This window comes from Caldicoprobacter faecalis (genome assembly GCF_900115765.1).
Taxonomy (GTDB): domain Bacteria; phylum Bacillota; class Clostridia; order Caldicoprobacterales; family Caldicoprobacteraceae; genus Caldicoprobacter; species Caldicoprobacter oshimai.
The window spans coordinates 21,191-43,916 of sequence record NZ_FOXR01000018.1 but is presented as its reverse complement, the minus strand read 5'-3'; the positions used below and the strand labels follow the sequence as shown (position 1 = coordinate 43,916).

Below are 22,726 nucleotides of genomic sequence, written 5' to 3'. Positions count from 1 at the left end.
ATAAAACTGCTGGAGGCTCTTTTAGGTCAAGGACGGGCGCAGCCCGGCGATAGCGAATCCTTGACCTAAAAGAAGCCGGAAGCAGTAAAATTTAAAGATTAGTGGTGATAATTTAACCTGATTCTAGCCAGAGGGAATTTTACACAAAAATTTGGACTTGATCTTTAATTTATAATAATAAAGAAAGAAACCCTATATGAAAACTAAACTACTTCATTTTTTGTCTTCTTTGATGATTTTGGCTTCAACTTCTCAAATAATATATTAAAATTCACAAACTAAATTTACCAACTTTATCTTTACACCTATTTTCCATCAACGATAACCAGATTAAGGTTAGATGGCTCAATCCAGTTAATAAACTGAAATCCCAATCTTGACTTCACAAGGAGAAATCGTCTTATTGGCTTTAACTCACCCCATAACATCATACCTATTACATAGAGTTTCTTCTATTAGTGACATACTTGCATACCAGCTATTTGTCAAAACATCAAATTGTTTAATTTTTGATAGAATATAAAATTGATTAAACTGTGCTTCATTCATTCCATAATTTACATCTTGCAAAAAGCAACTAATTTGTTATTATGATTTACAATGGTGGTTTGTATAGTTACTACCCCCTGTGATGAATTTATGATAAATCAATTTATCACAGCTTTAGTAACTGTGCTATATTTATGGTAACCTTACCAATTTTACTTGTTTTTTGCAGAATAAGAGTTAAATAATTGTTCTCTACATTATTTTTAACATTATTCCAAATATAGGAATACAATCTAGACACTTCATAGATTCTATAACTAATTTTATTCAATTACGCCAAAATTAGAACTCTTTAAACTAAACAAAACTGAAAATTATTTTGCACATTAATGCTGCCAAATATATAATACTATTAATGGCTATAATCATTCTTTCCCTGCTACTTAATTTTAACAGTCCAATCATTATTGACCATTGCACAAACCTGACAGCTATCTCTCCTCTCCATAAAAACTCACTTAAAACCAATGTTGTCCAACTCTTTGTCCAACTTTCCTGGTTTGTATGCTATGTTGGAAATGCCGCATAATGTGGTTTATACTATACGAGATGATGTGCTGCCTACTTATCCACAACCACCTAGTTTCATCTCTCCTACAGCCCAGGCTTCTCATATAAATTTTAAAAAGCTTCACCGACTTCAGCCAAAATTTCCATGTTCAATTACTGCCACTGTTGTTTAACCAATTGGCTAATCATATTTTACTATACCAAACGGTTAATGTCAATAATATTTTTATAATTTAGGTAAGTTTTTTTATGTTCTAAAGCAAAGCGGATTATAATATTTGGTTAAGAAAGGGGTAAAGCGGATGGACATATTCATAAAAAGGCTTCAGGAACTGCTGGATGAAAAGGATATGACGCAAAGGGAATTAGCAGAACGAATAGGGGTAACTGAGGTTACTATATCCAGGTATATAAATGGTGAACGGAAACCCAGAATCGATATAATAGGAAAAATTGCCGAGGTTTTTGGCGTATCCATAGATTATCTTCTTGGGTACTCCAATATTCGTAATCCCTACAACAACGTTAAATCAAATGACCAACAAAATAAAAACAACGAAGATGATGAACTTATGAGCGAAGAAGACCTGTATGTAATAGAACAGTTTAAGGAATTTTTAAAGCAACAGAGAAGGATGAAGAGGAAAAAAGATTAATGAAGTAACTGCCAAGGTGGTGGCTTTGTGAGAAATTTGGTGGGTGGCTCACACACCCACTACTGACCCTTTGCCAAATGGTAGACTCGCCAGCTACTTTGAGGCATCTACACTTGCCTTCACCCGCAATTAATCGCCATGTTGCAGAATATGAGGTCTTCTTGCCTATTTTTGATAAAACCGTTTGAAAGTTGACATATCAAACAAGGCGCTTATATTCCTCATAATCATAAAAAATGCGGAGCCTTACTCTTACATGGCTCCTCTCAGCTATCAGCCATCATCAATTCAACAAGCATCCATCCCTACTCCTTTATCAACTCAGGATTTCGCACAAAGGGATCAGCCAGCGACATATGCCCAAATTCATTGGTTACCTTGCCGTCCACCAAAAATTGAATCTGCCTGACGTTGTCGGTATTAACAGGGTCAGTGAGAGAGTTTACGATGGCGTAAAGGGCCATAATCTCACCTGTGCTTCCCAGTCCAGATGGATTGAACTTTGAGGGCAAATTTACAAAGGCTGTTTGCCCGCTTACATACGCCTTAATATCCCCTACTGAAATATTGGAGGGGATGACCGCCATATGTCCTTCTTGAGAAGGGCCCTCAATTAGCTCATTCAATATCTCATTTACTATATCTTTGGAATCTCTGTTTATAATCCTATACTCTGGGACCAAGTTCATAGCATCTTTATCGCTGAAATATACCTTGATCCTTTTACCCAGCTGAAATGGCAAGCTATCCTTGTCAAACCTCCTGTTTAAACCCATGGACACCACTGGGGTATTCACGTATTCGCCATTTTCATTCTGGTAATATATCCTTATCCAGTCTACACCAGGTAAATCTGTTAAACTATAAACCAGTGAGCCCACCATCAAGGTTTCGGAATTAGCCTCCTTGTTAAAGGACAATTTAAACTCTTTTGAAAAGTACAGTTCAACTCCCTTTGATGAATCTGCATCCTCGACAAACTTAACATCCATAAGCTGCGTCCCACTGGGTATAGTAGGATACAATCCTTCGTTTTCGCTGACCGGCCCTTTTATCAATTCGCCCACAATCGCTTCAACGTATTTCCCTTGGCTGACGGGAACATCCCTTATTTCTGGAACCAAAAACCTCCTCTCATGATCCTGAAAATATATCTCCCTCTTGATATACTTGACATCCCCCTGTGAAGTGAGCTCCAGCTCTCGTGATCTAATTTGTTCCACCTCATTTGGATATTTTGTCAAAAGCCCTAAAATCTGTCCATCGTCCTTCCCATTATGGGTCAGTTCCCGCCCTTCCACATATATCTTCACATACTTCGCTTCCTGAGACTCCAATATTGTGTTTACCAGTGCAGCCCTAGCAATAGCGATGTCCTCGCTTTCTAAAAATTCCTTTGACAGATACACGCCCACCACATTTCCGTAGCGTTCCACTTTCTGTAGCTTTACCTTAGGAGATATGACATGTTTCAGCCCTTTAACCTTTGGCCCCTGTAAAAATTGGCTTATGACCACATTCAAAATCTGGTCTGTTTTCTGAAGGTTAATAGTTCGCTTCTCGGGTTCCAACTTGTTGGTATCGGGGTTATAAAAGTACAACACGACATCAACAGAATAGACATCACTATCTTTCAATATAGAATATAGATTTTCATCCTGCTCAATATCCCCTAAACTTCTAAAAAAATCGTTCTTAGTCGTCTTTCCTCTACTTTGCTGTGTTTCCATCTTTTCATCCACCTGACTTTTTGGCATTGCACTACAGGAGGCAAATACCACGGCTAGAACTGCAAACACAACTGCTACAGCAACTGCCCGAATAAACCTATACATCATACGATCCCTCCTTTGTCGTCAGCCTGTTGACCATCCTCCATTGACCACCAAATGCATCACCATCCTCACCTGCTGTTTATTTACAACAAACACCTGCCAGACCTTTTGCTTTAATCCTTACCTCCTGTTAAAGATCAAATTAAAATTATTGCTAACTTGATGTTAACCTCACTTTCAGCACCCCACAAATCCAAAAGCACAGTTACTCAACATTGGTAAAAAAGCCCGGCAGCCTCAACTTCCAAATCCCTTGTTCATTTACCACCCTCAACACATCGCTGTCGCGGCTTTCCTTTTTTCCGTTGGCATACTTGATTGCATATGTTACCGTAACAAAAGCCTCCCCATCAGGTTTAATCTCCTCGCTCATTATAAAATTGTTGCTATCAAACTCCAAACCTGCAACATAAGCTGAATATACCTTTTGTATCTCATCTATAGGCGGGCGCTCTCTCCCATCGGCATTCTTTCGCGCCAGGAAAGCATCAATTCTTTCCCAATCCGGCTCTCCTACAAGAGAATTAAACACCTGCCTTACCGCTTCAGAGGGGCTTAAGATAAAATTCTTGTTACGCGTAAGCGCCATAACGGGAGTGTCCTTATCAACACTTGCCGTCTGCGAGGCTATGAGCTCAGCCCCCATCTCCTCATACGTGAGTGCCCGGTTGTTGACCAGTATCTTCACCCTGTTGACGCCATCCAATTCGGTAAGCGAGTTTACAATCGAATAGATGCAAAGCATCTTCATCTGAGCCAATACATTTTCCTTTTGGTTCTCCGGTACGTTATCCTTGCGCACCGCAGCAAGGTCAATATCGCCCCTGAACTCTTCGCTTAAGTTTACAAAGACGGTATCGCCGTTGCGTGTAACATCCAACACCTTGACATTGGGGGGCATTACAGCAACCCGTTCAAACGTAGGCCCTTTGAGCAGCTCGGATACTACAACGTACTCAATCGACTGGCTCCCTTTTTGCACCGCCCTTTTTTCAGGCACCAGATAGTCGGCCAAGTAATGTTTAAAGTATAAAGTCACATTGACCTCGCTGATCTGAGGCTCAGGGTTTATATACTTCTGCTGCTGTTTGTCCCCTAAATCGTTTCTCCTGTTAAAAAATATTATTCTGTCAAAAATGGTATTACACCCTGCTAAGATAATAGTTATAGCTAAAATAAATGCCAATATTGATAAACGCTTTAAACTGCGCATTCCCATATCCCTTCTTCACCTTCACTGCTTTTTTATTATAACAAACTATTTTTACAAAAAATTTAAATAACTCTAACAAAACAACAATTATCATTGTTTGTTTTCTTTAATTGGCAGTTCCACATAAAAAGTGCTGCCCTTCCCCTCCTCGCTCACCACACGTATGTTTCCTCCATGCTGCAACACGATCTTCTGTGCTATAGATAAGCCCAAGCCTGTGCCGCCCGTAGTCCTTGACCTTGCCTTATCCACCCTGAAAAATCTATCAAAAATATGCGGCAGGTCCTTGGCTGGTATTCCTATGCCGGTATCGCTTACCTTTACCACCGCATTTTCAACGCCTTTGTAAACCTCGACAGTCACTCTGCCCCCTTCTGGGGTGTATTTAATAGCATTATCGACTATGTTGCTTACCACCTGCCGCAACTTCACCGCATCACCAGATACTATCAATCGGTCGTCATAAAAAGTCTCCAGCCTTATATTTTTCTTCTGTGCCAAAATTTGTAAACCTTTCAAGGTGCTATGCACCAGCTCTACCAGATCCACCGGCTCTTGTTTTAACTCTTCAGCTTCAGTATCTATTTTCACCAGCGTCAACAGATCGTTTATAATTGCATTCAGTCTATCGATTTCAGAATTTATATCTTCCAGAAATTCTCGATAAATAGACGGGTCATCGACATCCATATGAATGAGCGACTCGGTTAATACCTTAATGGCGCTTAAAGGCGTCTTAAGCTCATGAGAGGCATTTGAAACGAATTCATTACGAGCTCTATCCAGGTTTTCAAGCTTTTCGCTCATGATATTGAATGCCTCGCCCAGTTGCCTGAGTTCTTTGCTTCCCCGTACCTTTACGCGTTGATCCAAATGCCCCTGGCTCATCTTCCTGATGACATCTGTCAATTCTTTGATGGGTTGTGTGATAAATCCGGATATCATATAGCTGGCCATTATGATAACAGCGCTGGTAATAAGCAAATATGTGCTCACCCTGGTTTTTACTTGGGCCAACATCTGCTCAATCCTGGACAGCGAAGTGGATATGATGACCATCCCAATGATGCCGTGTTTCTCATGCTGAATGGGAGCATAGGTATACAGCACCAGCTTGGCATCACGCGAACCCTCGGGCCTTATATACAATTCCTTTGGCTCTACCCTCTCTCCTGCAAGCACGGCCTTAACTTCGGGGAAAACTTGGCTTAAATCCTGCTTTAAAAGGCTGTCAGGCCCATGCACTATGTTATAGGAATCGTAGTCCACCACCCCGTTTTTATTCAATATAAGTATTCGAGTGGCTTCAAGCTCTTTGTTGAAAATCTCCTCTCCCAGGGCCTGAAGGTCATATACTATGCTGGCAAGAATATCGGGATCGCCGCTGGCATAGTCATAAGAAACAGCCTGAGCAACCCAGTTAGCGTACAACCGAAAGGCATTCTTCTTGCTGTCAATCATGTATTTTCCTATAATATCCAAAACCGATATGCCGATAAAGGTGAACCCGACCAGAATTATAATCAAGTACGTGAGCACGATTTGCCATCGAAGGCTTAAAAAAAAAGTCCTATTTGTCAGCAAAATAGTATCCCACTCCCCATTTTGTGAATATAAACTCGGGCTGGCTGGGATTCTTCTCGATCTTTTCTCGCAGCCTGCGTATGTGAACGTCTACCGTCCTTACATCACCAAGGTATTCATACTTCCAAATGAGCTCCAGCAGGTTTTCACGGGTGTATACCTTACCCGGATTGGTGGCAAAGAGCTTAAGCAGGTCAAATTCCTTTGCAGTCAAGTTGACCTCCTTACCGTCTATGGTCACGCTGCGGTTTGCCAAATTGATGGTCATGTTTTTCACTTTGATAATCTGTTGTTCATTTTTAGTGTCGTTTGTTCTCCTGAAAATGGCTTTAATCCTGGCCTTCAATTCTAGGATATTAAACGGCTTGGTTATATAATCATCGGCACCGTACTCCAGGCCCAGGATCTTATCCATATCCTCACCCTTGGCTGTCAGCATTATGACGGGCACCGACGATTTCTCCCTTATCCTCTGCAACACCGTCAACCCATCGAGCTTAGGCAGCATTACATCTAGGATAACAAGGTCGTATTGATTTTCATTGAACATCTTCATGGCTTCCTCGCCGTCATATGCGGCGTCAATCTGATAGCCATCCCGTTCCAAACTGAACTTAAGCCCTTTTACGATAGCAGGCTCATCATCCACCACCAACAGCTTCTTCGGCATAGGTTCTGTCCCTTCCTTTCAAAACCTAGATACACAGATTTTATTGTATCACATGCCAAATGTAAAATCAATTTTGCTAAGCGCAAGAAGCCTGGTACAGGCGGTAAAGGCTCAATAGCGAAAACCAAGTATTAGTTGACTGTAATTAAATCCTTGAGCTGTTCGAAAGTTTTATCACCGATCCCTGATACGTTTTTGATCTCTTCTACGGATTTAAATGGTCCATTCTGCTCCCGATATTCTATAATCCTCTTTGCCTTGCTGGGGCCAATACCCGGCAGGGTATCCAACGTAGCCTCGTCTGCGGTATTGATGTTTACCTTTTGCTGCCCCTGCTCCGATGTAGTGCCTGAAACGGCAGGATTTTGTTCCAACAACTCTTCTCCTATTTTAGGAATTTTATACATGCCTTCGTCCTGCACCCTGAGGGCCAGGTTTACCTTTTCTAGGTCAGCCTCTTCTGTAGCCCCGCCTGCCAGCTCAAGCACATCTATCAGCCGGCTGCCCTCCTCCACTTCTATAACCCCTGGATACCTTACCGCACCCACGATGTACACTTTTATCTTTTTGAGGGATCGCTTGTCCTCACCAGAATCATACTGAGCGGGTACACCTTCCCTAGAAACAGCTTCATCTGAAACATCTTCGCTTGCGCTTCGAGAACTGGTCTGCAGCACCAGCTCTTGCCCCTTACGCACAGCTGTAGTTTCACTATCGCTGGCAAATGCATTCCTAAAAATGTATCCCGCGGCCAGCAAAACCAGAACAGTAACCACCACAAGCAAAATCTTCTTTTGATTGACATCGAGGTTAAGCATGGCATCCACCCCCCGTTAATCAACTCCAAACCTATATAGGCCTGTACGCTCTACTTTGAGAATATTTTACCACATTTTTGCAACCAATTCACTATTCTTCAACTTTTTCTGTACAAACATGCTGATAATCTGTTATACTAAAAAGGCAAAACACTACTGCTAGGTAAGGGGTTTTGATGATGAAACGGTTTTTGGCTTTGATAGTGGTATTATTTGTGCTATCATTCCATATTCAATCATCAGCCGCCATGCTCAATCCCGAGAACTCCCAAAACCAAGATGAAAGCGCTGATTTCATAGAAAAGGTAGAGCCTTCATCCACCCCAACATTAGAACTCGAAGCCGAAGGCGCTGTACTCATCGAACAGGAAACCGGAAAGGTGCTTTATGAGAAAGAACAAGGATGAAAAGCTGTATCCCGCAAGCACAACGAAGATTTTAACAGCTTTGCTGGCAATAGAAAATGGAAACTTGGATGAAATAGTCACAGTAGGCAACGAGGCCAACCTGGCTCCAAGAGACAGCAGCCTGGCTTGCATTGACGTAGGTGAAAAGATAACCCTGAAAGACCTGCTGGTAGGGCTGCTGGTGTCTTCTGGCAACGATGCCGCACTCACCATAGGCGCCCATATAGGGCGTATTGTATCCGGCGACCCTGACATGCCATACAACCAAGCCTTGGATAAATTTTACGAACTCATGAACAGCAGAGCTGCAGAGCTGGGGGCAACAAACTCCCACTTTGTCAATCCTCACGGCTATCATAACAAAGACCACTACACCACCGCATACGACCTAGCTTTAATCGCCAGAGAGGCCATGAAACACGAAGTCTTCAGGGAAATCGTACAAATTACCTATAGAGAATACCCCGACTGGAACGAAGTCGATAAGAATGACCCTACCAAAAAGGCCATTCGTTATTGGGTCAATAAAAATAAATTGCTGGATAAAGACAGCAAAGAATATTACTACCCATACGCCACCGGCATTAAAACTGGGTATACTTCCCATTCAGGCCACTGTTTGGTATCCTCTGCCACAAAAGATGGCATGAATCTCATCGCTGTTGTGCTGAAAAGCACCAGAAACGGTCAATGGATCGACTCAAAAAAGCTGCTTGAATACGGATTTGAGCACTACACCATGTATGAACCCCTCAAGCAGGGCCAGGTTGTCGCCACCACCCAGATAAGCAACCACGCCCCTGAGGATTCGGGGATGCTAAACATCGTGGCAGCTCAGGGATTCCGCGATGTCGTAGCAAAAGAAGATGTGGCCAAGATACAGCAAAACATTGAATGGTACTATACCGATGAAAACAACCAACTACACCTGGAAGCTCCGGTTTACAAAGGGCAGGTGGTGGGCAAGCTCACTTACAGCCTTAATGGTAAAGTAATAGCGCAAAGCGAACTGATTGCCGAACGGGGTATCGAAAGGAAAAAGGCTATAATCGATATGATAACCCCCGATTCCGAAGGCAGGAGAGTCGACAACACCAACAAAGGGCGTCACTATTCATGGATAGCAACAGTTCTTCTCCTCTTTGCATTCATCAATGTGTTATTTTACATCTTAAGACGCAAAAGGCGGAGAAGATATATTTTGCGGCGATATCGGTGAAATTTCCTTAAAATTCAGGAAAAATATTAACAGGCGTTTCATAAAAACAGGGGATATTCTCTCAGAATATCCCCGTTTTTTATCTTACATCTATTCCAGCCCACCTTTAGCTATTTAAGTACTTTTTATTGTTCAAGGTACGGATTTCCTCCTTCAATGCATCCGTCCTTTCGACCGGGAATGCACATATACATCCACAGATATGCATTTGCACTTTCCCGCAGGCGTTAGTCAAAAATATCTTGTCCCTATCCTTATTGGGCCATCCTCCAAAACCTTCACTACCGCTCCATCTGTCACTTTACCACAATATTGACCAGCTTCTTTGGCACCACAATGACCTTTACAACGCTCTTGCCCTTGATAAGGTTCCGTATCTTGCTGAGGTTAAGTGCCATATCCTGAACCTCCTGTTGGGAAGCCTCCGCCGGCACCATCATGCGATCTCTGACCTTTCCATTGACCTGGACCACCATTTCAACCTCTTCCTGTACCAGAGCCTGCAGGTCATAAACAGGCCACGGCTGCGCGTGTATGCTCCCCTCATGGCCGGTGACCTCCCACAGCTCTTCGGCAATATGTGGTGCAAAGGGTGCCAGCAACAGCAGCAGATGGGTGATGGCTTCGCCTAGCACAGCCATGTTCTGCTCAGCTTCATCCACCTTTTCCTTGTACTGGTGTATGGCATTCACCATCTCCATGATGGCGCTTATGGCCGTATTGAAATTGAACCTTTCTTCTATATCAACCGTTACACGTTTTATGGTGTTGTGGACAACATATCGAAGCTTCTTATCCTGCTCAGAGAGATTAGCGGGTTTCTCACCTCTGACATAGTGCTTGCAGGCATCTTTGCACTCATTCACCAATCTCCATACCCTGTTGAGGAATCTGTAGCAGCCCTCAACCCCCTGATCGCTCCATTCAAGGTCCTTCTCGGGCGGTGCAGCAAACAGTATAAACAGCCTTGCGGTATCAGCTCCGTACTTGGCGACGATATCCTCGGGGCTTACCACATTGCCCTTGGATTTTGACATCTTGGAGCCGTCCTTGAGCACCATCCCCTGCGTGAGCAGATTTGTAAAAGGCTCATCCACGGGACACAACCCCATATCGTACAGCACCTTGGTGAAGAACCTGGCATACAGCAGGTGAAGTATGGCATGCTCCACTCCACCTACGTACTGGTCCACTGGCATCCAGTACTCCGCATTTTCGCGGCTGAAAGGAGCTTCGGTATTCTTGGGGTCAGTGAACCTCAAGAAATAGAACGAAGAGCATACAAATGTATCCATGGTATCAGTCTCGCGCCTGGCCGGGCCACCGCACTGTGGACAAGTGGTATTGACAAACGATTTGCTCTCGGCCAGCACCGATTGCCCCTTCCCAGTAAAGGTTACATCGGTGGGCAGTATCACTGGTAGCTGTTCCTCGGGCACCGGTACAATACCGCACTTATCGCAGTATACAATCGGAATAGGTGCTCCCCAGTAACGCTGACGCGAGATGAGCCAATCCCTCAACCTGTAACTTACACGCCTCTTGCCTATCCCCTTCTCTTCCATGTATTCGATGATCCTTTGCATCGCTTCCTGGTTGGACAGTCCATTAAATGGCCCAGAATTTATCATTATACCCTGCCCTTCAAAGGCCTCTTTTAAATTGTGCACATCTACGCTATCGTCTTCAGGCTTGATAACAGGAACTATGGGCAGCCCGTATTTGGTCGCAAAATCGAAGTCTCGTTGGTCATGAGCTGGAACGCCCATCACGGCACCCGTCCCATAATCCAGCAATACGTAGTTTGCTATATACAGCGGCACTCTCTGGCCGTTCACTGGGTTGATGGCATATCGTCCAATAAATACGCCTTCCTTTTCGGTTTCCTCCGACGTGCGCGTGATTTCATTCATGTACTGCATCTTATCTATAAAAGCCCGCACATCGCCCTCATGCTCAGTGCCCTCGACCAGCTTGAGTACCAGCGGGTGCTCCGGCGCCAACACCATATAGGTCACGCCATAGATGGTATCAGGCCGCGTGGTAAACACGGTGATGGTCTCGTCGCTGCCTTCCACCTTGAAATTCACCATGGCGCCCTCGCTGCGGCCAATCCAGTTCTGCTGCATCACCTTAACCTTCTCCGGCCAACCGGTCAACCGATCAATGTCCCTGAGCAAACGTTCAGCATAGTCGGTGATCTTGAAAAACCACTGTTCCAGGTCCTTTTTACCCACCAGCGTGCCACAGCGCTCGCAGTGTCCGTTGACCACCTGTTCATTGGCCAGCACGGTGCTGCAAGAGGGACACCAGTTCACAAAAGCTCGCTTTTTATAGGCCAACCCTCGTTTGAAGAATTGCAAGAACATCCACTGGGTCCATCTATAGTAGCTGGGATGGCAGGTAGCCACCTCCCGTTCCCAGTCATAGCTTATTCCCAGCCCTTTAAGCTGCTCCCGCATGTTGTTTATGTTGTCCCACGTCCATGTGCTGGGATGAATTTGGTGAGCGATGGCTGCGTTTTCAGCCGGCAGACCAAAAGCATCCCACCCCATCGGGTGCAGCACGTTATATCCCTGCATGGTCTTGTACCGCGCTATAACGTCACCAATGGAATAATTCCGCACATGCCCCATGTGCAGCTTGCCTGATGGATACGGGAACATCTCCAGCATATAAAACTTCTTTTTGTTAGGGTCCTCTACTCTACGGAAAGCCTTGTCCTTTTCCCATCTCTCCTGCCACTTTTTCTCGATCTCACTGAATCTGTATTCCATAACGGTTTTCCCTCCATATTAAAGTGACCTCCTCCCACCTCTGAAGGAAGTAGGCTTCCTCTTTCACCGAGGGAGGCTTACACGAATGCATGAATACTTCCCTGCATCCATGTAACAATCTCCTTATCCAGAGGCTTAACTTCAAACCGGTCCAGCCCTATAACATTAAGAACCGCCTTTCATCCCATCCTTGAAAGGGTGGGCTTTCCCGGCGGTTGATCGTAAAAACTCCCATCCCCTAGGGGCGAGAGCTTTAGTTTTGACCATGAACCGATAGGGACAAGCTGTCAGCCCATAACCTTTCTAGATTATAAAAAGCCCTGTCTTCACGGTGGAAAAGATGCACGATTACATCACCATAATCTAAAACAACCCATCTGCCATGCCTATATCCTTCCTGGCGGCGTACGTCAACGCCCTGCTGTCGCAAGCTCTTCAGCAGCTCATCACACAGAGCCCTAACCTGTATCTCGGTGTTGCCGCTGGCTATCACAAAATAATCAGCAATAATGGTCAAATGGCTGATATCGAGTACCACTACGTCTATTGCCTTCTTTGCATCTAAAATCCTTGCAATCTGCAAAGCCAGTTCCTTCGAGTTGTTTTGCAAATCCTTCCCTCCATCTGCATTTTCTTTACTTTATTATATCCATTATACACAATTTGTCAACATAAGGAGGATCAGCCCTCAATTTTTTGTTCCTTAAACCTTTTCAGCATATCATTCCACGCCTCAACCGTCCTGGGATGGAGAAAGCGGTCAGTGTCCAGTACATACTTGATGGTTCGGCGCAAAGCCATAAGCACAGCTTTGTCAAGGTCCTCCATGGCCGCACGCCGCAGCTCTTCCACCTCTGGGAAATCCCTGTTGGGTTCTATGTAATCGGCCAGGTATATTATCTTATCAAGCAAGGCCATATCGCTTTTTCCTGTGGTGTGGCATTCAATTGCACTCAATATCTCGGTGTCATCGATCCCGAATGTCTGCCTGGCCACCACTGCCCCGACAGGGCCATGCAACAAAGCCTCGGTCTGGAACTCTTTCGGGCCAAGCTCTATTCCAGCCTCAACCGCCCTGTTTATCATCTCCTCCCTTGGCAGGCCTTTGGCGCAATCATGAAGCAACCCTGCAACTCTCGCCTTCTCCACGTCGGCCCCATACCTTTGAGCCAGCATAACCGCGCAATCCCTCACACCCAGAGAATGGACATACCTCTCCTCATCCATCAAAGTCCTGAGCTTCTCACACATCTCGCTTTCCTGCATCATTTCGGCCATCATATTGCAAACCTCCTGCTGCTAAAATTGCATATACAAATGATTTTTATAGATATACTCTTCCACCACTGGTGGGACGAGATAGCGTATGGACTTCCCCTGTTTTATTCTATCCCTGATATCGGTGGATGATATATCCAGCAACGGCCCCTGCACAGTATATATGGATGCTCCGATGCTCTCTCGCAAAAGCCGTGCTTCCCTTTCAACCACATCATACCCGGGCCTGCTGTACACCACAAAATGACAATACTTCACTACCAGTGATGCCTCCCGCCAGCCCTTGATTTCGGGCAGAGTGTCGCTGCCTATTATAAAGAAAAACTCCACGTTTTCGGGATATATACTCCTAAGTTGCCTTAAGGTGTCTACAGTATACGTAAACCCTTCTCTTTTCACCTCTATATCGCTTATTTCAAAATAAGGGTTATCCATTATGGCCATCCTAACCATCTCATATCTATAGACAGCCGGAGTAACAGCATAATCCCTCTTGTGCGGTGGAATCCCCGTGGGTATAAAGAGCACCTTATCCAGGTTGCACTCCTGCCTGGCCACCTCTGCGATTATGAGGTGGCCTATATGTATCGGATCAAAAGTGCCCCCTGCTATCCCCAGCCTTACAGGCCGTATGCCCTCATCATTGATTGTCATGCCCTCACTGCCCATCATATCCGGCACACCAATCCCGTCCTTCTCAAAATTTTTAAAATAAAGATATCGAACACTTTTTTAACCCGAAAAAAGCCACCACGGCCAATTTACCAAAATAAAGAGCACCGCTCTTCAGCAGCCGATAAACCGATATTTATTATAGCACAAATCGCTTAAAATGACGAATAAACCGACACCGTTCAGGGAAAAATTTCCTAATAGGGAGGTTTTGTGCTATGGACTTTTTGAAAAGGCTTTATGCCAAAATCGGCGAATGGAACTATTACCTTGAAGAAGAAGGTAAACCTACATCCATCATAAGCTGGCTGGTCGATGGTATAATGCTGGCTACAGCTGCACTAGTCATATCATATCTGTGGTTTGTCTATAAGACCAAAATCCCCTGGCTATCCGTCATCTTTGCCCTTGTGGTGGCAGTGATCATCAGCATCGGGCACTTCAAGTTGAGGGCAAAGCAGCTTGAAAGAAAGCGACAAGCAAAGCTAAACAGCGCAGCGGCTACATACAGAAAGAAGGAACTGTTGAATCTTACGCCCGAACAGTTCAAATGGCGCCTTGCAAAGGCCCTGCTCCACAGCGGAAAATTTGAAGACATCAAAATAGGCAAAAGGTTTTTGAAAGCCACATACAAGGGTAGGCAGGCACTCATAGGTTTTTATCACACACCTTACAGCCAGCAGGTACCTCCATTTGAGGTGTACAAATTCTTGAAAGTCCTGAAACACTGCGGATACACAACCGGCTTTTATTTCACCTCGTCCAGCTTCAGCGATACGTGCCGCACCATCTTGCAAGACCATGAAGACGTTGAGGTACACCTGATTGACGGCGATGGACTGCTTAAAATAATGGAAAAGGAAGGCACCTTCAATGACCAGGATGCCATAAACCTCTATGTTAAAAGCGAGATTGAAAAGTCAAGGCTGAGGAGGAAGCAGGCCAGGAAAAATCTCCTCACCCCCGCAAAGGCCAGAACCTACATCCTTTATGGTCTGCTATTCCTTGTGTCATCCTTCATCTTTCACACCTATTTCATATATTACCTTATATTATCGGTATCCTTCGTACTGCTGGGTATTTTAGTGTATACCGCTAATCCAAAAGCCAAAGAGGCCAAACCCCGCGACGAAGTTTTAAATGACTAGTTTACATGGGCTGACAACGCACATGGATCGATAGCGTACAAGTTCCAACAGTGCCACATGGCCTGATGGTTTACGGGTCTCAACAGCGCACATAGCTTAACAGAAAATTGCAACGCTAACAAGAGCATAACGATCAAAAACAAAAGGGCAAGCCTCATAAGGCATTGCCCTTTTTAGCTTTCAATTTATAACCCTTACACTTCCAGCTCTTTGCGGTTTTTTCTTCTGTGCAGCTCGTATTTCGGGTCGCCTTTTTTCCAACCGCTCCGGGTTTTTTCAATGACCGTGGTTTTGGAAGTGTCAATGACAAATTCCCCTTTGGCAGCACAATAGTACATAGGCTGACCCATCTTGCAGTTCTGGCACTGAATGCACTCCATAGCTGCTTTCCTTGACCCCCTACTCAATGATTTAATGATGATGCATCACTCAATGAACTCAAACTCCACATCATTGATACGCACCGTATCGCCATTTTGAATACCTTTCTCCTTTAAGGCATCAATGATCCCTCTCCTTCTAAGCGCCCTTTGAAAATACTGCAGGGAGTCGTAATTATCCAGGTTTACGCTAGCCATCAGCCGATCCACAGCCGGGCCTGATACCACGTATACATCTCCATCACGAGTAATCTCAAAGGGCTCCTGCTCTAGTGTATTATCATAAGTTTCTGCTACTTCCTCCTCAAAGGACTCAACAGGGGGAAGCTTCTCCAGCATCCTGAGAATCTCCCAAACCAGTTCTTTGAACCCCTGGTTTTGAGTAGCAGAAACCGGAAACACCTTAATCCCTTTAGGCTCCAATTCCTCTTTCAAGCGCTTTACGTTGTGCTCTGCCCCCGGCAGGTCGCACTTGTTGGCTGCTACTATTTGAGGGCGCTGCGCCAGCTCAGCGCTATAAGCATGTAACTCCTGGTTGATGATATAGAAATCCTGTACAGGGTCTCGGCCCTCTATCCCCGATGCGTCCACCACGTGAACCAGCATCCGGGTACGCTCTATATGGCGTAGAAAATCATGTCCCAGGCCTAAACCCTTATGTGCTCCTTCTATCAAACCAGGAATATCGGCCAATATAAAGGAATGCTCTCTATCAACCTCCACCACCCCCAGGTTGGGAGTCAGAGTGGTAAAAGGATAATTGGCTATCTTGGGACGAGCAGACGTGAGCACAGAGAGTATGGTGGACTTGCCTACATTGGGGAAACCGATCAACCCAACATCGGCAATTGACTTCAACTCCAATACGACCCACCGTTCTTCTCCCTTTTCGCCCGGCTGAGCAAATCTGGGGGTCTGACGCGTAGAAGTGGCAAAACGTGCATTCCCTTTGCCACCACGGCCTCCCCGTGCCAGAACCTTTCGCTGGCCAGGGTGCGTCAAATCTGCCAAAACCTTACCCGTCTCGAAGTCCCTTATAACAGTACCGGGCGGCACCCTAATGATGAGGTCCTCACCGTCTCTGCCTTTCATATTACTAGGTCCGCCGTTATGCCCTGACTCAGCCCTGTAATGCTTCTTGTATCTAAAATCCATCAAGGTGCGCATACCTGGATCCACAACAAAGATGATATCACCACCGTCTCCCCCGTCGCCCCCGTCAGGGCCGCCACGGGGAACGTACTTTTCGCGCCTAAAAGAGACAGCTCCGTTGCCTCCGTCGCCACCTTTTATGAATATCTTTGCTACATCTACAAACATCGCATCACCTGTACTTTGATTATGTGTCAATATTATATAATAAAAAATCGATGGTTTTCAACAGAATCCTTTGCCAAATTCAGCGTCATGGCTCATAAGGCACCCAGCGATGGTGCAGCATCGATATAACGCTCAAATCCACAACTTGTGATACATTTAAAATCTCCTTGCACCTTATTATTCCGAAAAATCTCAAAAAAATTAAAAGAAGAATGCATGAGCACCTCAGCAGGGACGAATGACTCCACAGGCCAAGCGCCTGCCCGCGTTGCCTGCTGGTTGAGAACGATAGTCATCAGGATTCTCGTGAATGATAACTGAGTGCCCCACCACATCCCAAACCTTGAATTTATCCGTAAAAAAGGTCATTCGGGCATAGCCGTTATTTGAAAACAATACCGGGAAATCCCCTACATGGTTGCCGTGAGGCTGCTGCGTGGGATTCCAGTGCCCTCCCGCCTGCTGGAACGGGTCCTGAGGATCGCCCACATCGCAGTTGCCAAACTCGTGTATATGAAAACCATGTGGCCCAATGGGTTGTCCTCCAGGAGGCGCCGGCTGATACGGCGGAAGCCCCATTACCTCAACATAAACCTCTGTGCCACCCGGCACATCGGTAAACACCACTATGCCTCTGAGCTGAGGGGCCAGTGGCCCTCCTTTTATCTCGGCAATGGCCATAAAAGGCCGATGCACTGAATACATTCCAGATTCCTCCCGTCCATCCGTTTTATCTGAATACGATGCATATTCATCTAAGCCTTGAAAGAGTATTCTAGGTTAACTTTTTGTCTTATCCAAAATTTTGCTACAATTTGATGCCTTAACACCGGCTATTGAACACCTCATCTGAATACTTTCATCTTGTGCCCTGTATTATTAATATATTCACAAACAGCACATCCGGCTATTTCCTGGCCAAAAAAATAAAAGGCCTGTTTTGCAACAGGCCTTCTATCGTGCCATCCCCTTTACTGTCGTACAGCAGCTATTTCAGCCACCTGTTCCACAGGATATACGCTCACCCTCTTCTTGTCCTTGCCAAGCCTTTCAAACTTTACAATACCGTCAATCTTGGCAAAAAGGGTATCATCCTTTCCCAATCCTACATTCAAGCCTGGATGTATCTTGGTACCTCTCTGACGCACCAGGATGTTACCCGCCAGCACGAACTGGCCGTCAGCTCTTTTTACACCCAGGCGCTTTGACTCGCTGTCACGTCCGTTACGGGAGCTACCTACTCCCTTTTTGTGTGCAAAAAGCTGAAGATTCATCCTGAACATCTACCTCAACCTCCTTTCTTCAACTTTAATGTATGTTCCGTATCCCTCCTGTATGCTTCTCAAACCGCACAGCATAGTTTCTAAAACTATATTCGCTTTTTCCCGAAGGTCAAATGGAAGCCCTTCAGGAACGCTGCACCGGGCTTCTCCCGGCCTTTGGTCATATACTACCTCAATCCCCACCACATCCGTCAAGCCCAGAATGGCCGTCTGGACAATCGCAGACACCGCGGCGCACACTATATCCTTTCCCGCCTCGGCATATCCCGAATGACCGGACACCTCAAAACCTATTATATCGCCCGATGGAGCTCTGTTTACCACCGCATGAATCATAGGCCAACCTGCTATTACCAGCGGGTTTATCCAATAATCTTGGTAATGCGGATCTGGGTGTAGGGTTGACGATGACCGTATTTCCTGCGGTAATTCTTCTTGGGCTTGTACTTGTACACGATAATCTTTTTGCCTTTCCCGTGCTTCAAAACCTCGGCCTCAACCCTTGCCCCTTCCAACAGAGGAGTTCCCACTTTCAGGTTATTGCCATCGTCGCTTATGGCCAGCACCTCGCTGATTTCAATAGTGGATCCTTCCTGCGCATCCAGCTTTTCAACGTTCAAAATATCCCCTTCATGCACCCTGTACTGCTTTCCGCCTGTTCTAATAATAGCGTACATTCTGTACACCTCCTCCAACCAGACTCGCCGAATGGTGGTATCCCCCATGGGAATTTTAAAACCACATTCGAGCGGCTTATGCACTCGCTAATTGTAACATATAACACGTCCTGTTGTCAATTTGGTATTAAAAATTCGCACAATTACAGGATTTTTCCGGCCATCAAACTTATGCGTGCAGTTCATTGTAGGTTTTATCCTCCACCGGATAAAGCCACACCACTTCTTTTTCTAGCTGCTTGTAAAAGCCCCTCTGTTCCACCTGCAATTTAACAAATTCTTTGCTAGTATAGACCAACAAATCCACCGGCACCGGTATATTCAGAACATCCCATTCGCTTGGCCTCTCGTAAAACGGCTTATCCGACTCCTTTACTATGACAATCAAATCAAGGTCACTTCCAACACCCCAATCTCCCCGTGCATAAGACCCAAAATATCCTATCCTCACTATATCTGACCTTATCTTTAATACTTTTTTTACCCACTTATCCAGTGAACTAACTACTTCGCTTAAATCAGGCCATTTTAGAACGGACGAATTCAACGATCTCACAGGCATACTTTATAGCCTCCTCGCTCTGTAAAGGGCCATAATGCTCAAAAGGTGCCCCTTCAGGATGACTGTCAGGATATCTGGCAGGTATGTAAAAATTATCAAGCACCTTTGCCATATTAATGAGCCTATCTTCAACTCTAACCACTTCCGGCAAGTCATATATGAGCCTGGCAACAACATGCCCCCAGGCCTCCTGCCCCAGATAAAGATGAAGAGCTTTCACGGCTTTCTCCGCCGCTTGCTGGGATACAAAACAGGCCCATTCATGATGCCCACTATCTCTGCACTTTTTTGCAAGTTCCAGGTCCTTTACAGCCTGGTTTAACCAGTCAAAGGCGCGGTTTGACATAGACAAGCTACTTCCTTTCTTAAAACATATCTAAAATCTAGAATAATAATATCAAATTTCAGATGCTCTGTAAACTTGCAAAAAAGCATTGCCTAAACTGTATTCTGTTTAAAAATTATTTCCCATTAAAAATTATTTCCCAAAATGCGCATGCACCAGATTCAAAATTGGGGCTTGCATTTTTGGAGAATTTGTAGTATTATTTATAGTGCTCGAAACGGTTATCTGGGTGTGGCGCAGCTTGGTAGCGCGCTTGAATGGGGTTCAAGAGGTCGGAGGTTCAAATCCTCTCACCCAGACCAAGCGAAAACCGCTCAGCCGTAAGGGTTGAGCGGTTTTTTCATGGTCGAAAAGACACCCCAAAAAGTCGCTAAAAATGGCATAAATTTTCCAATGCAACAAGCACAACACTAACACATCACTTCATGTTCACGACGCAACATTCGGGTAAGTGTACACCTTATCCAGATAGTTTTTCAGCACCACCTTTTCATCATCCATCGAGATGACGTACTCAGGATTTATGGGGATTTTGCCTCCACCGCCGGGAGCGTCTATGACGTAAGTTGGAACAGCATAGCCGGATATATATCCCCTGAGGTTTTTGATTATATTGATTCCGGTCTCAACCGGCGTTCTGAAATGGCCTATTCCCAGCGCCACGTCGCACTGGTACAGATAATAAGGCCGTACCCTGGCCTTGACCAGTTTCAACAACAGCTCCCTCATGGTTTCAACGTCATCGTTTATACCTTTTAATAGAACCGTTTGATTGCCCAGGGGTATTCCAGCATCCACTATCCTCTCACAGGCAACTATAGACTGATGGGTGAGCTCAATCGGATGGTTGAAGTGCGTATTTATCCAGATGGGATGGTATTTCTTCAGCATGTTCAAAAGCTCACTTGTAATCCTCATGGGCAACACCACAGGGGTTCGCGTGCCTATCCGGATGATTTCGACATGCGGAATATCCCTCAGCATGGAGATTATGCGCTCCAAAAACTCATCGGGCAGTATAAAGGGATCTCCTCCAGACAGCAACACATCCCGTATATTCCGGTTATCCTTTATATATTCTATCGCCCGACTGACGGCCTCGTTGTCTATGGAGAAATCCTCCTCGCCAACAAAGCGCCGTCTCGTGCAGTGCCTACAATACATGGAACACTTATGGGTCAATATAAACAGCACCCTGTCGGGATACCGGTGCACGATGTTGGGAACCGGAGAATCCGCATCCTCCCCGAGAGGATCGGCCAGCTCATCGGGCCGAAACATCAACTCGTTGGCAGATGGAACTGCCTGGGCCCGGATAGGGCACCTTGGATTCTCTGGGTCCATCAATGTGGCATAATAAGGAGTGATTGCCATCCTGTATTTATTGAGGCACATCTCTATCTCCTTTTGTTCCTCATCCGACAGGGGTATAACCTTCGCCAACTGCTCTACCGTAGTAATCCTGTTTTTGACCTGCCACCTCCAGTCGTACCACTGGTCAGGCTCCACGTCCTCCCATAATTCTATCGAATGATAATCTCTCACAACACCATCTTCTTTCCTTGTAAATTTTTAAAATCAAAAACGCCCTAAAAGCGCTCGTTCACAAAATGATTTTCACATGACAGGAGCCATACCATACCGCTTCAGGGCGCTATTTAATATCATCTTTATCACTGTATTATATTCCACACCGCAAAATTCCGCTATCATGGGATAATCGCTATATCCGGGGGCTAAACCGGGAAGAGGATTAATCTCGATAAAATAAAACCTGTTGTCCTTTGACATGCGAAAATCCATGCGAGCAAAATCCCTGCACTGCAATACCCGGTAAATCTTACCGGCAATATCCATTAGCTTCTTTTGCAGCTCAGGGCTCAAATCAGGCGGGCATACATATTCAACATATTTTTTATAATCCTTTTTCACCTCAAAGCTGTATATATTTTTACCATCTCGATCCTCTTTGTATACTATTTCCATTGGACTGAAAACCCTGGTCTCATGACCATTGCCTATAACGCCCACCGTAAATTCTCTGCCAGGGATAAACTCTTCAATCAGCATGGGCTGACCGTACAGTCGGAAGTTTCTCTCAAGCAAAGATTTGAGCTGTTCCATATTGTCCACTACGGCCATACTGGATATTCCCTTACTGGAACCCTCGGCATTGGGCTTGACGATGAGCGGGAACCTCAAATCACGCCTTATCCTTTCGCCTTCATGGGATATGAGCTGATGCTTGGGTGTTAAAATTCTAAAAGAAGTGAGCAGCCTTTTGGTGAGTGCCTTATCAAGCGCTATGCACAGTGTGGTTTCGTCAGATCCAGTAAAGGGTATTCCCAGGAAACTGAGAATGGCAGGAATGTGTGCCTCCCTTCCCCGTCCTCCCAATCCTTCGGCAATGTTAAACACGATGTCCACATGGACCTGCCTGAGCTTATCCAAAAAACTGTGGTCGGCCTCCATAAGTTCCACCCGGCAGCCAATCGACTCCAGGGCATTTTTGATGGCCATTACCGTATCTATGCTATCGTATTCGGCTTCAATATCCTCCACGATGCCCTTAATTCCTTTTTTCAGATTAAAGGCCAGGCCAACCCTGTATGATGAGGCTTCGCTTTCCAATTCAATCACTTCCCCCTTACCCTACACATTTATATAGCGCCCTCTGGAGCGCAAACAAATTTATTTTATCTAATTATAAGCATACTGAAACCTAAATAAAATCCTCAAAAAAGATTGTCTATTACTATTTGGGGAAGTGTTGAAGGCTTTCATCTTTTTATCTCACTGTGTTATTGCATATTGAATTATTT

The 22,726-nt window shown here is 45.1% G+C and carries 23 protein-coding genes, 1 tRNA gene and 1 other annotated feature; of the genes, 5 read left to right on the top strand and 19 right to left on the bottom strand.

What is annotated here, in order from left to right:
• Positions 1–1,361 precede the first annotated feature (1,361 nt).
• Positions 1,362–1,715 carry a helix-turn-helix domain-containing protein gene (locus tag BM241_RS07860; RefSeq protein ID WP_051456368.1) on the top strand — a complete coding sequence of 118 codons (354 nt, stop codon included), beginning with the start codon at positions 1,362–1,364 and terminating at the stop codon, positions 1,713–1,715.
• Positions 1,716–2,020: 305 nt separating this feature from the next.
• Here BM241_RS07860 and BM241_RS07855 read toward each other — a convergent pair whose 3' ends face one another.
• The 5 genes from BM241_RS07855 to BM241_RS07835 all read right to left on the bottom strand — a co-directional run bounded on the left by BM241_RS07855 (position 2,021) and on the right by BM241_RS07835 (position 7,835).
• Entirely contained in the window at positions 2,021–3,553 is a 1,533-nt protein-coding gene (locus tag BM241_RS07855) for a GerMN domain-containing protein (protein ID WP_084054685.1), read from the bottom strand.
• Positions 3,554–3,755: 202 nt separating this feature from the next.
• Complete coding sequence (locus tag BM241_RS07850) at positions 3,756–4,763, bottom strand: GerMN domain-containing protein (protein WP_025747882.1); 1,008 nt, start codon at positions 4,761–4,763, stop codon at positions 3,756–3,758.
• A 90-nt stretch (positions 4,764–4,853) separates the two neighbouring features.
• Entirely contained in the window at positions 4,854–6,302 is a 1,449-nt protein-coding gene (locus BM241_RS07845) for a sensor histidine kinase (protein WP_143094075.1), read from the bottom strand.
• A gap of 31 nt (positions 6,303–6,333) precedes the next feature.
• The gene (locus BM241_RS07840) at positions 6,334–7,017 is read right to left on the bottom strand and encodes a response regulator transcription factor (RefSeq protein ID WP_025747884.1); all 684 of its coding nucleotides are present in this window, start codon (positions 7,015–7,017) and stop codon (positions 6,334–6,336) included.
• A gap of 131 nt (positions 7,018–7,148) precedes the next feature.
• Complete coding sequence (locus tag BM241_RS07835; protein WP_025747885.1) at positions 7,149–7,835, bottom strand: helix-hairpin-helix domain-containing protein; 687 nt, start codon at positions 7,833–7,835, stop codon at positions 7,149–7,151.
• Between the two features lie 176 nt (positions 7,836–8,011).
• On the opposite strand from BM241_RS07835, the gene BM241_RS07830 reads away from it, so the two are divergent.
• Positions 8,012–8,242: a hypothetical protein gene (locus BM241_RS07830; protein ID WP_143094074.1), complete on the top strand. Its 231-nt coding sequence runs from the start codon at positions 8,012–8,014 to the stop codon at positions 8,240–8,242.
• A complete protein-coding gene (locus BM241_RS07825) occupies positions 8,223–9,461 on the top strand; it encodes a D-alanyl-D-alanine carboxypeptidase family protein (protein WP_092282440.1) in 1,239 nt (412 codons plus the stop codon). The genes BM241_RS07830 and BM241_RS07825 overlap by 20 nt, the downstream gene beginning before the upstream one ends.
• A 296-nt stretch (positions 9,462–9,757) precedes the next feature.
• Here BM241_RS07825 and leuS read toward each other — a convergent pair whose 3' ends face one another.
• The 4 genes from leuS to nadD form a co-directional block, all read right to left on the bottom strand.
• Entirely contained in the window at positions 9,758–12,238 is a 2,481-nt protein-coding gene (gene leuS / locus BM241_RS07820; RefSeq protein WP_092282439.1) for a leucine--tRNA ligase, read from the bottom strand.
• A 253-nt stretch (positions 12,239–12,491) separates the two neighbouring features.
• Positions 12,492–12,848, bottom strand: a complete 357-nt coding sequence (rsfS, locus tag BM241_RS07815) for a ribosome silencing factor (RefSeq protein ID WP_025747888.1) — start codon at positions 12,846–12,848, stop codon at positions 12,492–12,494.
• Positions 12,849–12,919: 71 nt separating this feature from the next.
• Positions 12,920–13,519 carry a bis(5'-nucleosyl)-tetraphosphatase (symmetrical) YqeK gene (gene yqeK / locus BM241_RS07810; RefSeq protein ID WP_242948325.1) on the bottom strand — a complete coding sequence of 200 codons (600 nt, stop codon included), beginning with the start codon at positions 13,517–13,519 and terminating at the stop codon, positions 12,920–12,922.
• Positions 13,520–13,537: 18 nt separating this feature from the next.
• Complete coding sequence (gene nadD / locus BM241_RS07805; protein ID WP_242948328.1) at positions 13,538–14,188, bottom strand: nicotinate-nucleotide adenylyltransferase; 651 nt, start codon at positions 14,186–14,188, stop codon at positions 13,538–13,540.
• A gap of 218 nt (positions 14,189–14,406) precedes the next feature.
• Between nadD and BM241_RS07800 the strand changes: the two genes are divergently transcribed.
• Positions 14,407–15,336: a restriction endonuclease gene (locus tag BM241_RS07800; protein WP_025747891.1), complete on the top strand. Its 930-nt coding sequence runs from the start codon at positions 14,407–14,409 to the stop codon at positions 15,334–15,336.
• Positions 15,337–15,530: 194 nt separating this feature from the next.
• Here the strand turns inward: BM241_RS07800 and BM241_RS07795 are convergent, their stop codons facing one another.
• The 8 genes from BM241_RS07795 to BM241_RS07760 all read right to left on the bottom strand — a co-directional run bounded on the left by BM241_RS07795 (position 15,531) and on the right by BM241_RS07760 (position 19,904).
• The gene (locus BM241_RS07795; RefSeq protein ID WP_025747892.1) at positions 15,531–15,716 is read right to left on the bottom strand and encodes a hypothetical protein; all 186 of its coding nucleotides are present in this window, start codon (positions 15,714–15,716) and stop codon (positions 15,531–15,533) included.
• Between the two features lie 45 nt (positions 15,717–15,761).
• On the bottom strand, positions 15,762–17,036 hold the full coding sequence (gene obgE, locus BM241_RS07790) for a GTPase ObgE (RefSeq protein ID WP_025747893.1): 1,275 nt from the start codon (positions 17,034–17,036) through the stop codon (positions 15,762–15,764).
• Between the two features lie 225 nt (positions 17,037–17,261).
• Positions 17,262–17,741: a superoxide dismutase family protein gene (locus BM241_RS07785; protein WP_051456369.1), complete on the bottom strand. Its 480-nt coding sequence runs from the start codon at positions 17,739–17,741 to the stop codon at positions 17,262–17,264.
• A gap of 266 nt (positions 17,742–18,007) precedes the next feature.
• On the bottom strand, positions 18,008–18,319 hold the full coding sequence (gene rpmA, locus BM241_RS07780; protein WP_092282438.1) for a 50S ribosomal protein L27: 312 nt from the start codon (positions 18,317–18,319) through the stop codon (positions 18,008–18,010).
• Complete coding sequence (locus tag BM241_RS07775; RefSeq protein WP_025747896.1) at positions 18,320–18,655, bottom strand: ribosomal-processing cysteine protease Prp; 336 nt, start codon at positions 18,653–18,655, stop codon at positions 18,320–18,322. It abuts the gene before it with no gap.
• A 26-nt stretch (positions 18,656–18,681) separates the two neighbouring features.
• Entirely contained in the window at positions 18,682–18,996 is a 315-nt protein-coding gene (rplU, locus tag BM241_RS07770) for a 50S ribosomal protein L21 (RefSeq protein ID WP_092282437.1), read from the bottom strand.
• A 10-nt stretch (positions 18,997–19,006) separates the two neighbouring features.
• Positions 19,007–19,086, bottom strand: a sequence feature (ribosomal protein L21 leader region).
• Between the two features lie 79 nt (positions 19,087–19,165).
• On the bottom strand, positions 19,166–19,558 hold the full coding sequence (locus BM241_RS07765; RefSeq protein WP_092282436.1) for a nucleotidyltransferase domain-containing protein: 393 nt from the start codon (positions 19,556–19,558) through the stop codon (positions 19,166–19,168).
• Positions 19,515–19,904, bottom strand: coding sequence for a HEPN domain-containing protein (locus BM241_RS07760; RefSeq protein WP_092282435.1), 390 nt, complete (start codon positions 19,902–19,904; stop codon positions 19,515–19,517). Before BM241_RS07760 ends, BM241_RS07765 begins: the two co-directional genes overlap by 44 nt.
• Positions 19,905–20,129: 225 nt before the next feature.
• Here BM241_RS07760 and BM241_RS07755 point away from each other — a divergent pair.
• A tRNA-Pro gene (locus tag BM241_RS07755) sits at positions 20,130–20,206 on the top strand.
• 127 nt (positions 20,207–20,333) lie between these two features.
• Here BM241_RS07755 and kamA read toward each other — a convergent pair.
• Positions 20,334–21,449 carry a lysine 2,3-aminomutase gene (gene kamA / locus BM241_RS07750; protein WP_092282434.1) on the bottom strand — a complete coding sequence of 372 codons (1,116 nt, stop codon included), beginning with the start codon at positions 21,447–21,449 and terminating at the stop codon, positions 20,334–20,336.
• A gap of 72 nt (positions 21,450–21,521) precedes the next feature.
• Positions 21,522–22,535 (bottom strand): D-alanine--D-alanine ligase family protein, encoded by a 1,014-nt coding sequence (locus BM241_RS07745; protein WP_242948323.1) that lies wholly within the window; start codon positions 22,533–22,535, stop codon positions 21,522–21,524.
• Positions 22,536–22,726 lie beyond the last annotated feature (191 nt).